Below are 12,392 nucleotides of genomic sequence, written 5' to 3' on the forward strand. Positions count from 1 at the left end.
CCGCATGACCTCAACGACACCGGGGACGACCACGGGGACTACCGACAGAGCGACCTCGAGGACCGATCTCCGCGCGACCGTCGAGCGCTTCTGGGCCGGCGCCGAGCGGCGGGACTGGGCCGCGTTCGCCGAGACGCTGGCCTCGGACGTCGTGTACGAGCTGCCGCAGACGCGGGAGCGGATCCGCGGCCGGGAGCGGTACGTGGAGTTCAACCGGAAGTACCCGGGTGACTGGCACGCCCGGGTGGAGCGGATCGTCGCGGAGCCGCGAGAGCCTGGTCGGCCGGGGCAGGTGGTGAGCTGGACGCATGTCACGGTGGGGCTGGAGGAGATGTACGCGATCTCCTTCTTCACGGTGGACGAGGACGGCCTGATAGCCGCGGTCACCGACTTCTGGCCCGAGCCGTACGAGCCACCGGCCGGGCGTGAGCACCTCGTCGAGCGGTACTGAGGGGGCGACCCCGGGGCCGGGGGCCCCGCTCCGGCACCGTACGGTGGAGGGCGTGTACCGGTTCCTGCTGACGCCCCGATGGTGGGGGATCAACGTCTTCGTGCTGCTCGCCATCCCGTTCTGCGTGTTCATGGGGTCGTGGCAGCTGAGCCGGTTCGAGGACCGGATGCGGGACCACCGCGCGGCGACCGAGCGGATCGACCCGGCGGACCGGGCCCCGGCGCGCCCGCTGGACGAGCTGCTGCCCGTGGACAAGGAGACCTCCGGCGAACTGGCCACCGTGAGCGGGCGGTACGGCGAGCAACTCCTCGTGCCCAACCGTGAGGTGGACGGCAAGAGCGGGTTCTACGTGCTCACACTGCTGCGCACCGACGAGGGCAAGGCCCTGCCGGTCGTACGGGGCTGGCTGCCCGGCGCCGCGGACGCGGGCCGGGCCCCGGCGGCGCCCTCCGGCGAGGTCACCGTGACCGGTTCGCTGCAGGCGTCCGAGACCCCGGGGTCGAACGGGGTGCCCGTCCAGGGTGGGCTGCCCGCCGGGCAGACCTCGGCGATCAGCGCGGCGGCGCTGGTGAACCTCGTGCCGGAGGATCTGTACGACGCCTGGATCACCCTCGACAAGGGCGACTCGGGCATGAAGGCCGTCCCGGCGACCGCGCCGCAGGACACCGGGCTCGACCTCAAGGCCTTCCAGAACCTCGGCTACACCGGGGAGTGGTTCGTCTTCGCCGGCTTCGTCGTCTTCATGTGGTTCCGCCTGCTGCGCCGCGAGGTCGAGTTCATCCGCGACGCGGAACTGGGACTGCTGCCCGACACGGCCGAACCTGACGCCGACGAGCCGCCGGGCGGCGGCGACCACACCACCGAGCACCGCTCCCGCGAAGCCGAGCCGGCCCCGTAGGACCGCCGGGCCACGCGACCGCGCAACTGCTCCGCAGAGGCGTAGCCCCCCGCGCGCCGAGGCGAGCCATTCCGTCAGGTGCCCGTCGGCGGTTCTACCGTTCGTTCCCTCCGGAAGGCCCCGCCGCTCCCCGTCAGGTGGCTGCCAGCAGGCCCGTTCGGTAGATGACGCCGGCGCAGGCGTTGGAGACGGCTGTGGTGAAGCCGGCGATGCCGCCCTCGGTGGTGTGGGAGACGAGGACGCTGCCGTCGACGACGCCGTCCTCGGTGAAGAGCTGGGTGGAGACGGAGTTGGAGCCGTCGGTGGTGGTGCCGGGGGTCGCCTCGCCCGTCGGCGTCGGGTCCGGTGACGGATCCGTGCCGCCGGTGCCTCCGCCGGTCGTCCCGCCGGTGGTCGGGCAGGGCTCCGACGGCACCCACGCGAACCGCACCTCGTAGGCCGCTCCCGGCGCCAGCACCAGCTGGGTCAGGGACAGCGAGGGGTCGGGCAGGCCTGCCGCCGCGTCACCGGCGACATGGGTCGCCACGGTGATCTTCGACCCGTCCGCGGCACCCTGCGGGGTGGCGCTCACGGCGCCCCCGCCGGTGACCGTACAGCTCGTGCCGGAGATGTTGGAGACGCGGAACGAGCCGTAGACGGCTCCGCCGGAGTCCGGCGCGCCGACGCTCCCGCCCCCGCCGAGCTGGGCCGCCGTGCACAGGGTGGAGGCGGCAGCCGTCGGCATCGGCCGGGTGCCGCCCGTGGAGCTGCTGGTCTCGCCCTTGCCCTTGTCGCCCTTGTTCTTGTCCTTGTTCTTGCCGGGCGCCTTGGCCCCGCCGGAGGAGCTCCCCGACGAACCGTTCCCGCCGGTCTGACCCTTGGTCTGGCCCGTGGTCTCCTGCTTGTGCGAGCCGTTGCCCATGATGGAGGGGTTGACGTCGGAGCCGGTGGAGTTGGAGACGTGCACGAGGGCCGGGATCGCCGTGCCGATGAAGAGCGCGGCGGCGGCCATGCCGACGACGGCCTGGCGCTTGCGGGTCCGCCGCGCCGGTACCGCCCGCCGCAGATGGTCCAGGGTGCCGTCCCTGGGCTCGATCTCGGACACCGCCTGATGCAGCAGATTGCGCAGCGCCAGTTCGTCGGAGTCGAACCCGCCGATGCCCTTCGCGGCGGAGCCGTTCAGCTCGGTGCCCTTGCGCGCGGTGCCGTTCAGAGCCGGAAACTTCGCTGTCTGGCCGTTCGATGCCGAGGGGCTCGTACCCGTGTCGGCCGTGTCCGGGCCGGCCAAGTCCGGGTCTGCCGTGTCCGGGTCTGCCGTGTCCGCGTCGGCCGTGTCCGGGTCTGCCGTGTCCGCGTCGGCCGTGTCCGCGTCGGCCGAGTCCTGCGGAGCGTGGCCTTCGAGATCCTGGCCCTCGGGGTGGGGGCCTTGTTCTTCGGGGCCGTGATTCACAGTTCCGTTCCCAGGGTGCGATTGCGTTTCTTCGTGCTCCTCGAGCCCGCGCCCCCCGACGCGCCCGTCCTGACCGCGCTGTTCCGCGCGTTCGTCGCCGCGCTCCTCGGCGCGTTCGTCGTCGTCCCGGCGCCCCCAGGAGGCACGCCTCCGGGCACCGAGCTCGTCCCGGCCCTCACGGCCGCCCCGACCGTCGTGCCTGTCGGGTCCGTCGTGCCTGTCGGGTCCGTCGTGCCTGTCGGGTCCGTCGTGCCTGTCGGGTCCGTCCTTGCTGCCGTGCGTGCTCATGCGGGCGCCTCCATGGCGACGCGCAGTGCCGCGATACCCCGGGAGCCGTACGCCTTCACCGAGCCCAGCGATATGCCGAGCGTCTCGGCGACCTGGGCCTCGGTCATGTCGGCGAAGTAGCGCAGCACGAGGACCTCGCGCTGCCGCCGCTGGAGCCCCTTCATCGCCTTGATGAGGGAGTCGCGCTCCAGCTGGTCGTACGCGCCCTCCTCCGCGCTCGCCATGTCGGGCATCGGCTTCGACAGCAGCTTCAGGCCGAGGATGCGGCGGCGCAGGGCGGAGCGCGAGAGGTTCACGACCGTCTGGCGCAGATAGGCGAGCGTCTTCTCCGGGTCACGGACACGCTTGCGCGCCGAGTGCACCCGGATGAACGCCTCCTGCACGACGTCCTCGCAGGAGGCGGTGTCGTCGAGGAGGAGCGCCGCGAGACCCAGCAGCGACCGGTAGTGCGCGCGGTAGGTCTCGGTGAGGTGGTCGACCGTCGTACCGGAGGCCGGCACCGTCGACGTGTCGTCCGCGCCGTCGCGCTGGTTGGGTATGCGGGTCGGCCGCGCCGCGGGCATCGGCGCGATCACCGGCATGCCGCCGGCCGAACCGGGCATGCGGGGACGGCGGGGTGGACGGAGGGCGGTGCCCCTCGTCTGTACCGCGGTGAAATCGAGTACCTCTGCCACGCCTGTTGGACCCGCGTCCCCCCGTCGAGGTTGTACGGGACAGGCATCTCTTTTGCGTCAGACCGCACACGTCTCCGTAGGGAACGTGCGCGGGTCGGTACGGCGGACGCGTCCGTCGGCGCGCAGCGCGCAGCCATCGGTACGACCCACCGAACACCGGACAGCGCGTCGAACGCCCTCATGCGTACCAGCTCTTCCCCTATGCCCCAAGTGTTGGCGCCCAGCCCCGCCGAAGGGCGCCCGGTAAAGACGCTCCCCGTGCACCGCTCGGTTGCGGCGGACGGGGAGAAAAAACCCTCGATCACCGGGAGGCCTGAATCAACCCGGAGATCCAGCGACGGCGCGGCCGGAAATCCTCCGCGCGTGGTGCCGCCGACTCGAAGAACTTACACGCCACGACCGACAAGGGCCGAGGCGGTGGGGTTCCGGGGGTGCCGGGTGCGTGGTCGGTGCGGGTGCGTTGTCGGGTGCGGCTCCGGGGGGCTTCTCGCGCAGTTCCCCGCGCCCCTAAAAGACCACGCCCTGCGGGCCTGAAAGGCCATCCCCTGCAGGCCTGAAAGGCCACGGCCCTGCGGGCCTAAAAGACCAGTGCCTGCGGGCCTGAAAGACCATGGCCCTGCGGGCCTGAGAGGCGAAGGTCGGGTGGGCCCGAAAAGCACGGGGCGCAGCCCCTGCTTTTCAGGGGCGCGGGGAACTGCGCGAGAAGCCCCACCGGGCCGGCAGCCGCCGACGCACCCGCACCCCCGAGCTCACAGGCGCCCCCGCCAACCCCCTACGCCGCCTTCATCACCAGCTCCGCCACCTGCACCGCGTTCAAGGCGGAGCCCTTCCGCAGGTTGTCGCCGCAGACGAAGAGTTCCAGGGCCGTCGGATCGTCGAGGGCCCGCCGTACGCGCCCCACCCACGTGGGGTCCGTGCCGACCACGTCGGCCGGCGTCGGGAACTCCCCCGCGCCCGGATCGTCGTAGAGGACGACCCCGGGGGCGGTGGCGAGGATCTCCCGCGCCTTGGCGACGGTGACCTCGCCCTCGAAGCGAGCGTGCAGGGTGAGGGAGTGCGCGGTGACCACCGGCACCCGTACGCAGGTCACGGCCACCGGCAGCTTCGGCAGCCCGAGGATCTTGCGGGACTCGTCCCGAATCTTCATCTCCTCCGAGGACCAGCCGTCCGCGCGGAGGTCACCGGCCCACGGCACCACGTTGAGCGCCACCGGCTCCGGGAACGGCCCGGTGTCGTCGCCCACGGCCCGCCGTACGTCACCGGGGGTGGTCCCCAGTTCCGTACCGGCGACCAGGGAGATCTGCCGGCGCAGGATGTCCACGCCGGCCCGCCCCGCGCCGCTGACCGCCTGGTACGAGGAGGCCACCAGTGAGCGCAGCCCGAACTCGGCGTGCAGCGCGCCGAGCGCCACGATCATGGAGAGGGTCGTGCAGTGCGGGTTGGCGATGATCCCGCGCGGCCGGTTGCGGGCGGTGTGGGGGTTGACCTCGGGGACGACGAGGGGCACCTCCGGGTCCATCCGGAAGGCGCCCGAGTTGTCCACCACGACCGCGCCCTTGGCGGCCGCGATGGGCGCCCAGCGCTCCGCGATCTCGTCCGGCACGTCGAACAGCGCGACGTCGACCCCGTCGAAGACCTCCTCGGCGCCTTCGACCAGGGCCGTCACCTCGACCTGCTCCCCGCGCACGGCCAGCTTGCGGCCGGCCGAGCGCGGGGAGGCGATCAGACGGATCTCGCCCCAGATGTCCGCGCGGTGGGACAGGATCTGGAGCATGACGGTGCCGACGGCCCCGGTCGCGCCCACGACCGCCAGCGTCGGCCTGCCGGCGCGCCCGGCATCGACAGCCATCAACGACCGCCGCCTCCGTGGATGAGGGCCATCAGCGCCCGGTACCCCCGTAGACGACGGCCTCGTCGCTGTCGGAGTCGAGCCCGAAGGCGGTGTGCACGGCGCGCACGGCCTCGGGAACGTCGTCGGCGCGGGTGACGACCGAGATACGGATCTCGGAGGTCGAGATCAGCTCGATGTTCACACCCGCGTCGGACAGCGCCTCGAAGAAGGAGGCGGTGACGCCCGGGTTGGTCTTCATCCCCGCGCCGACCAGGGAGATCTTGCCGATCTGGTCGTCGTAGCGCAGCGAGTCGAAGCCGATGCCGGCCTTGTTCTTCTCCAGGGCGTCGATGGCCTTGCGGCCCTCGGTCTTGGGGAGGGTGAAGGAGATGTCCGTCAGGCCGGTCGTCACGGCGGAGACGTTCTGCACCACCATGTCGATGTTGACCTCGGCGTCCGCGATGGCGCGGAAGATCGCGGCGGCCTCGCCCGGCTTGTCCGGGACGCCGACGACCGTGACCTTGGCCTCGGAGACGTCGTGGGCGACTCCGGAGATGATGGCGTGCTCCACCTTGTGGTCCCCTTGCGACTCAGGCTTCTCGTTGCTGACCCAGGTGCCCGGCAGTCCGGAGAAGGACGAGCGGACGTGGATCGGGATGTTGTAGCGGCGGGCGTACTCGACACAGCGGTGCAGCAGCACCTTCGAACCGGACGCGGCCAGTTCGAGCATGTCCTCGGAGGAGATCCAGTCGATCTTCCGCGCCTTCTGCACGACCCGCGGGTCGGCGGTGAAGACGCCGTCGACGTCGGTGTAGATCTCACAGACCTCGGCGTCCAGCGCGGCGGCCAGCGCGACGGCGGTCGTGTCCGACCCACCGCGGCCGAGCGTGGTGATGTCCTTCTTGTCCGCGCTGACACCCTGGAACCCGGCGACGATGGCGATGTTGCCCTCGTCCAGCGCGGTCCGGATGCGGCCGGGCGTGACGTCGATGATCCGGGCTTTGTTGTGGACCGAGTCGGTGATGACGCCTGCCTGGCTGCCGGTGAACGACTGGGCCTCGTGGCCCAGGTTTTTGATCGCCATGGCCAGCAGCGCCATGGAGATACGCTCTCCGGCGGTCAGCAGCATGTCGAACTCACGCCCGGCAGGCATGGGTGACACCTGCTCGGCGAGATCGATCAGCTCGTCCGTCGTGTCGCCCATCGCGGAAACGACGACGACCACCTGGTGGCCGTTCTTCTTCGCTTCCACGATCCGCTTGGCGACGCGCTTGATGCCCTCGGCATCGGCTACGGAGGAGCCTCCGTACTTCTGCACGACAAGGCCCACGTGCGCTCCTCGCTCCGTTTCAGTCCCTTATCCGCACATGCGCACGCGCTCACACGTGCTGCGGCGGTCGGCTCAGTCTATCGAGCGGTCGAATATCGCTTCCCTGGTACCGCATGGTGAGATGTCCCGCTCACCCTTTGATCACCTGGGTTTTCTCCGGGCCTTCCACCGGTTTCACCCGGCTTCTCACCGCGGAGCCTCGACCGCTCCGGGAACGTCCCTGCCCAGGTCGCCGCCGAACAGTCGGCGCGGACGGCCAAAAGTGCCTGGGGTCACATCGCGGGGCCCCGCGACGACGGAACCCCAACTTTCAAGCACTAAGGTCATGGCCGTGCGCGTACTTCTGGTGGAAGACGACGAGCCGGTCGCCGAGTCCCTGCGACGAGGACTCCTGCGATACGGCTTCGAGGTGCAGTGGGTCAACACGGGCGGGGCGGCGCTGTCGTACGACGGCCCGTACGACGTCGTCCTCCTGGACCTCGGGCTGCCCGACACCGACGGCCTCGACGTCTGCAAAGCGCTGCGGGACCGCAGCCAGGTGCCGATCATCGTGATCAGCGCCCGCAGCGACGAGACGGACCGGGTGGTCGGGCTGGAGCTGGGCGCCGACGACTACGTCTCCAAGCCGTTCGGCGTCCGCGAGGTGATCGCCCGCATAAGGGCGGTGATGCGCCGCGTCCAGCCGCGCGCCGCCGACGCGCCCCCCGCCGGCCCCGACCGCTACGGCCCCCACCTGACCGTCGACCGCAAGGCCGCGCGCGTCCACCTCGACGGTACGGAGGTGTCGCTCGCGCCCAAGGAGTACGACCTCCTCGCCTTCCTCACCGAGGAGCCGGGCGCCCTGATGTCGCGCGAGCAGATCATGGAGGCGGTCTGGGACGCGAACTGGTTCGGCCCGACGAAGACGCTCGACGTCCATGTGGCCGCGCTGCGGCGCAAGCTCGCCGGGGCGATCACCATCGAGGCGGTACGGGGCGTGGGGTTCCGGCTCATCGTGAACGAGGGCGCGAGCGCAGTCGGCAGTGAGGGCCCGGGCACGTCATGATCCGTCAGCTCATCCGCAGCTACGTGCTCCTCGTGGCTGTGGCGATCGCCCTGTTCACCGTGCCCGTGGCGTTCACGCTCACGGATCAGCTGCGGGAGGACACCAGCGAGGCCGTGGAGCGCGAGGCCGAGACGATGGCCCGGCTGCTGGGTGTGGGCGACACGGCCTCCTGCGAGGCCCTGGCGCAGCTGGCCGGGGCGTACCCGAGCAAGGAGAAGGTCGAGGTCACCGCGACCGACAGGTGTGCGCCGGAGCGGCTGCGCGAACCGAAGGCGGACGCGGCGCTGGCCAAGGCTCTGGAGCACGGTGAGAACACGATCGACTGGGGCTCCGACTTCATCTGGGGCCGCAATCTGGTGGTCACCGTCCCCGCCTTCGAGCGTTCGCCGGACGGGAGGACCGACGCGGAGAAGGTCGTCGGCGCCGTCCGCGTCAAGTTCGCCACCGATGACCTCACGGCCCGGCTCTGGCAGATCTGGGGTTTCCGGGCGGGCCTGGCCGTACTCGTCCTCCTGGCCGCCGCGGGCATCGGTGTCTTCGCCGCCCGGCGCCTGACCGCCCCCCTCCGCCAGCTCAACGAGATGGCCAGCAAGATGAGCGACGGCGACCTGACGGCCCGCTCCCCTGTCACCGGTCCCCAGGAGACGCAGACCCTGGCGCGCACGCTGAACCAGGCAGGCGAACGCCTGGACACCCTGATCGCCTCGCAGCGCATCTTCGTCGCCGACGCCTCCCACCAACTCCGCACCCCCCTCACGGCGTTGCGGCTGTCGCTGGACAACATCGCGGACGGGGTGGACGACGAGTTCGTACGGGAGGACGTGGAGCAGGCGACGGCCGAGGTGGTCCGGATGAGCCGTCTGGTCAACGGTCTGCTGGTGCTGGCGCGGGCCGAGGCGAAGGTGACAGCGGCGGAACCGCTGTCCCTGCGGGACCTTATCCAGGAGCGCCTGGATGTGTGGAGACCGGCCGCCGACGAGCGCGGAGTCACCATCACGCTCAGGGGGAGTGCCGACGGCCGGCCGCTTGTGCTGGCCAGTCCCGGTCATCTGGACCAGGTCCTGGACAACGTGCTCTCCAACGCCCTGGAGGTCTCGCCGGACGGTGCGACGATCACGGTCTCGGTGGAGACCCGGGGCGACGAGGTGGTGCTGTCGGTGCTGGACGAGGGGCCCGGTATGTCGGACGCCGAGAAGTCCCGCGCCTTCGACCGCTTCTGGCGCGGTCAGGGCCTCACCGGGAAGTCCGGGTCGGGCCTCGGCCTCGCAGTCGTCAAGCAGCTCGTCACCGACGACAACGGGACCGTGGCCCTCAAGGACGCGCCCGGGGGCGGGTTGTGCGTCGCGCTCACGCTGCGCGCGGCGCGGCACGGGGGTGGCTGAGCCGGGGGGTGGCCCAGCCGGCCTTGGGGTGGCTGGGCCGGGGGGTATGGCCCAGCCACGACTGGGGATGGCTGCTGATCAGCCCTCGGGCATCGCCGACGAGTGGTGGTTCACGATCTTCCACACGCCGTTCCGCTTCTCGTACTCGTAGGTGTAGCGGGCGTCGACGCGCCGCTTCTCGCCGGTCTTGGGGTCGGTGAGGATGAAGTAGTAGGAGCCGGTGTCGATGGCGGAGTTGGCGTCCAGGACGTTGATGATCGTCTTGGTCTTCGTGCCGACCGGCTTGTTCTTCAGGAAGTGGTCGAAGTAGTCGACGAGGCCCGCGCGGTCCGTGCGGATCTTGTTGGAGACGGTCGGCAGGAGGACCGCGTCCTTCGCGTACCGGTCCGCGACCTTCTCGGAGCTACCGGTCTGCAGCGCCTTGTTCCAGCCGTCGAAGAGCGCCGCGATCTCCTTCTTGGAGGGCTTCTTCGGCGCGGCCTCGGCCCCGGCCATGCTGACACCGGCGGTGACCGTGCCGGCGGTGACCAGAGCGGTGGCGGTGACGATGGCGGCGCGTATCCGGTTCTTGCGGGTCATCGCGATCTCCCGTGCGAATGTGGGGTGTTACTGCCTCCGCTTCCTGTGCGGTGGAAGTGACTCAAGATTCGCGCGACGCCGGTTAGGGGCCGTGCAGGAGACGTACAGGGGGCGGCCAGGGCTCACCCAAAGCACGGAGGGTGACAGCAAGGTCACTCGGCGATACTGGCGAGCAGGGCTCGGGCCCGGCCGGTGAGGTCACGCAGCCGCACACTGACCGGCACGGACGCCAGGCGTGGTGTGGCACGCGTGGCTGCCGGGCGTGCAGCGGTTCGGGCTGGACTCGACGAACATGCGCAGGGTGACGTACGTCGGCATCCCGGCCCTCGACGGCAACACGTATCCGCTGCGCTGGTACTCCGAGCCGACGCCCCAAGTTCCGTACGTGGAACCGGAGTCACTGCTCACCGCTGTGACGACGGCGTTCCGTGGGGTAACCGACAGCCATGAGCGAAGTGCTGCTGACTGAGACTTTCCGTAGTGCGTCGGGGGCCGTGCGGTGGGGCACGATCGGGGAGGCCGGGCAGGAACCGGTCGTGCTCTGCCACGGCACCCCCTTCTCCTCCTACGTCTGGCGCGGCATCGCCCAGGCGCTGGCCGACACCGACCGGTACCAGGTGTACGTGTGGGACATGCCCGGGTACGGGGAGTCGGACATGCACACCGGTCAGGACGTGTCCCTGGCCGCGCAGGGACGGGTCTTCGCCGAGTTGCTGGCGCACTGGGGGCTGGACGAGCCCTTCGTGGTCGCGCACGACTTCGGTGGGGCGGTGTCCCTGCGGGCCCATCTGCTGCACGGGGCCCGCTACCGCGCGCTCGCCCTCGTCGACCCCGTGGCGCTCGCCCCGTGGGGTTCCCCCTCCTTCCGGCTGCTCGGCCGGCACGCGGAGGTGTTCGAGCAGCTGCCGCCCTCCCTGCACCGGGCCCTCGTACGGGAGTACGTCAGCTCCGCCAGCGGGCCGGGGCTGCACCCCACCGTGCTCGACCGGCTCGTCGAGCCGTGGCTCGGCGAGCACGGGCAGTCGGCCTTCTACCGGCAGATCGCCCAGGCGAACCAGGCCCACACCGACGAGATCCAGGACCGGTACGGGCAGATCGGCATCCCGGCGCTGGTGTGCTGGGGCGAGGACGACGGCTGGATCCCACTGGCGAAGGGACGCGAACTGGCCGACCGTATCCCGGGGGCGCGATTCGAGCCGATCTCGGGCGCGGGACACCTCGTCCAGGAGGACACCCCCGCCGAACTCACCGCCGTACTGATGGACTTCCTACAGGAACAGTCGGCCGACCAGTCGGACGGCTAGAGCGTTCCCAGCGCCGGGGCGAAGGCGATGAGGAGCGGGAGGAGGGCGAGGAGCGCGGCGGCGGTCGTGGTGGCCGCGCGGCGGGTGCGGTCCAGGCGGGGCGGGGGCTCCAGCAGGCGCTCCACCCGGTCGCCCAGCAGTCGGCGGGTGTTGGAGCAGCTCAACACGCCCCGGTGCTGGTTGAGTTCGATGAGGGCCAGGGCGGTGGTGAGGTGGCCGCAGCGACGGGAGGCCGTGTCGTCGGCGGCGAGTTCGACCAGGCGGTGGGTCTGGTCGGCGAAGTGGGCGAAGAGGGGGATGCGCGGGAAGCCCGTGGCGAGGGCGGTGGACAGGTGGAGCAGCCAGTCGTGGCGGGCGCGGGCGTGGCCGAGTTCATGGGCGAGCACGGCGTCCAGCTGACGGTCGCTCAGCTTGGCCAACGCGCCGGTGGTGACGACCAGTTGGGGCGGGGTGCCCGGCATGAGCCACGCGTCCGGGTACTCGTCCTCCAGGACCAGCAGCGGCCCGTTCGCCTGCGGCAGCCCGGCCGGGAGGTCGGGGGCGCGCTCCCGCAGATGCGCGCGGCGCAGCTGCCGCCGGCGCCGGGCCTCGACCAGCTCCCGCGCCAGCATCGCGCCGCTCCACGCCGCTCCGAGGGCCAGCGCCAGCGTCAGGACGGCCGTCCAGGGCGGGGCCGCCGTGAGGTCGTACGCGGCGGTCACGGCGGGGGGCGCGGGCGCGAAGGCATGCGTACGTACCGTCTCGAACACGGCCGCCGCCCCGAGCACGAGCGCCGCGAGACAGCTCAGCAGGGCCGCCGCCACCAGGCACTGCCACGCCCACAGCGCGACCACGGGTTCCCGCTCGGGCCACACGGACTTCACCAGGGCGCGGGGGCCCAGCACGGCGGCGGTCAGAGCCACGGCGACGAGGAGGAGCAGGAGAACGGTCACGTCATTGGTCCGGTTCCTGGTCGGGGGCGGGCGGGCCGTACACGGGACCGGCAGGTGGGACGCACCGATGGGTGGTGTCACGACCTCCACGGCCTCCGGGGCCGGGTGACACGCTACCGGTGAACGGCTCGCCTGCCATCCCCGAAGCCACCGGCTCCACACCGATCACGGGCCGGTCGACGCCGGTCAGGGGCCGGTCGACGCCGATCCGATGTCTCCGCCCGCCCCTCGCCTCGCCCGGAGGAGCCC

At 71.3% G+C, this 12,392-nt stretch carries 12 protein-coding genes; 6 read left to right on the plus strand and 6 right to left on the minus strand.

Annotated features, from left to right (window positions below; all coding sequences use genetic code 11):
* The first annotated feature begins 4 nt into the window (after window positions 1-4).
* Together PUR53_RS32800 and PUR53_RS32805 are read left to right on the plus strand one after the other, a co-directional pair.
* On the plus strand, window positions 5-451 hold the full coding sequence (locus PUR53_RS32800; RefSeq protein WP_329910653.1) for a nuclear transport factor 2 family protein: 447 nt from the start codon (window positions 5-7) through the stop codon (window positions 449-451).
* A 52-nt stretch (window positions 452-503) separates the two neighbouring features.
* Window positions 504-1,349, plus strand: a complete 846-nt coding sequence (locus PUR53_RS32805) for an SURF1 family protein (protein ID WP_329899680.1) — start codon at window positions 504-506, stop codon at window positions 1,347-1,349.
* 133 nt (window positions 1,350-1,482) lie between these two features.
* On the opposite strand, the gene PUR53_RS32810 is transcribed toward PUR53_RS32805, so the two are convergent.
* From PUR53_RS32810 to PUR53_RS32825, 4 genes are all read right to left on the minus strand, one after another.
* Window positions 1,483-2,778 carry a hypothetical protein gene (locus PUR53_RS32810; RefSeq protein ID WP_329910654.1) on the minus strand — a complete coding sequence of 432 codons (1,296 nt, stop codon included), beginning with the start codon at window positions 2,776-2,778 and terminating at the stop codon, window positions 1,483-1,485.
* A gap of 284 nt (window positions 2,779-3,062) precedes the next feature.
* Window positions 3,063-3,668, minus strand: coding sequence for a SigE family RNA polymerase sigma factor (locus tag PUR53_RS32815; protein ID WP_319237198.1), 606 nt, complete (start codon window positions 3,666-3,668; stop codon window positions 3,063-3,065).
* A gap of 844 nt (window positions 3,669-4,512) precedes the next feature.
* Complete coding sequence (locus tag PUR53_RS32820; RefSeq protein WP_329899678.1) at window positions 4,513-5,589, minus strand: aspartate-semialdehyde dehydrogenase; 1,077 nt, start codon at window positions 5,587-5,589, stop codon at window positions 4,513-4,515.
* A 31-nt stretch (window positions 5,590-5,620) separates the two neighbouring features.
* A complete protein-coding gene (locus tag PUR53_RS32825; protein ID WP_329899677.1) occupies window positions 5,621-6,901 on the minus strand; it encodes an aspartate kinase in 1,281 nt (426 codons plus the stop codon).
* Window positions 6,902-7,232: 331 nt separating this feature from the next.
* Between PUR53_RS32825 and PUR53_RS32830 the strand changes: the two genes are divergently transcribed.
* Window positions 7,233-7,946 (plus strand): response regulator transcription factor, encoded by a 714-nt coding sequence (locus PUR53_RS32830; protein WP_329899676.1) that lies wholly within the window; start codon window positions 7,233-7,235, stop codon window positions 7,944-7,946.
* Complete coding sequence (locus PUR53_RS32835) at window positions 7,943-9,328, plus strand: HAMP domain-containing sensor histidine kinase (protein WP_329910655.1); 1,386 nt, start codon at window positions 7,943-7,945, stop codon at window positions 9,326-9,328. Before PUR53_RS32830 ends, PUR53_RS32835 begins: the two co-directional genes overlap by 4 nt.
* Before the next feature lie 78 nt (window positions 9,329-9,406).
* On the opposite strand, the gene PUR53_RS32840 is transcribed toward PUR53_RS32835, so the two are convergent.
* Window positions 9,407-9,907, minus strand: coding sequence for an SgcJ/EcaC family oxidoreductase (locus tag PUR53_RS32840; protein WP_329910656.1), 501 nt, complete (start codon window positions 9,905-9,907; stop codon window positions 9,407-9,409).
* A 235-nt stretch (window positions 9,908-10,142) separates the two neighbouring features.
* Between PUR53_RS32840 and PUR53_RS32845 the strand changes: the two genes are divergently transcribed.
* Both PUR53_RS32845 and PUR53_RS32850 read left to right on the plus strand, forming a co-directional pair.
* On the plus strand, window positions 10,143-10,376 hold the full coding sequence (locus PUR53_RS32845; protein WP_329910658.1) for a hypothetical protein: 234 nt from the start codon (window positions 10,143-10,145) through the stop codon (window positions 10,374-10,376).
* A complete protein-coding gene (locus tag PUR53_RS32850; RefSeq protein WP_329910660.1) occupies window positions 10,354-11,211 on the plus strand; it encodes an alpha/beta fold hydrolase in 858 nt (285 codons plus the stop codon). The genes PUR53_RS32845 and PUR53_RS32850 overlap by 23 nt, the downstream gene beginning before the upstream one ends.
* On the opposite strand, the gene PUR53_RS32855 is transcribed toward PUR53_RS32850, so the two are convergent.
* Complete coding sequence (locus PUR53_RS32855) at window positions 11,208-12,143, minus strand: M56 family metallopeptidase (protein WP_329899672.1); 936 nt, start codon at window positions 12,141-12,143, stop codon at window positions 11,208-11,210. The genes PUR53_RS32850 and PUR53_RS32855 overlap by 4 nt on opposite strands.
* Window positions 12,144-12,392 lie beyond the last annotated feature (249 nt).

The sequence above is a fragment of the Streptomyces sp. SP18BB07 genome (genome assembly GCF_036322545.1).
GTDB classification, from domain to species: Bacteria; Actinomycetota; Actinomycetes; order Streptomycetales; family Streptomycetaceae; genus Streptomyces; species Streptomyces deccanensis.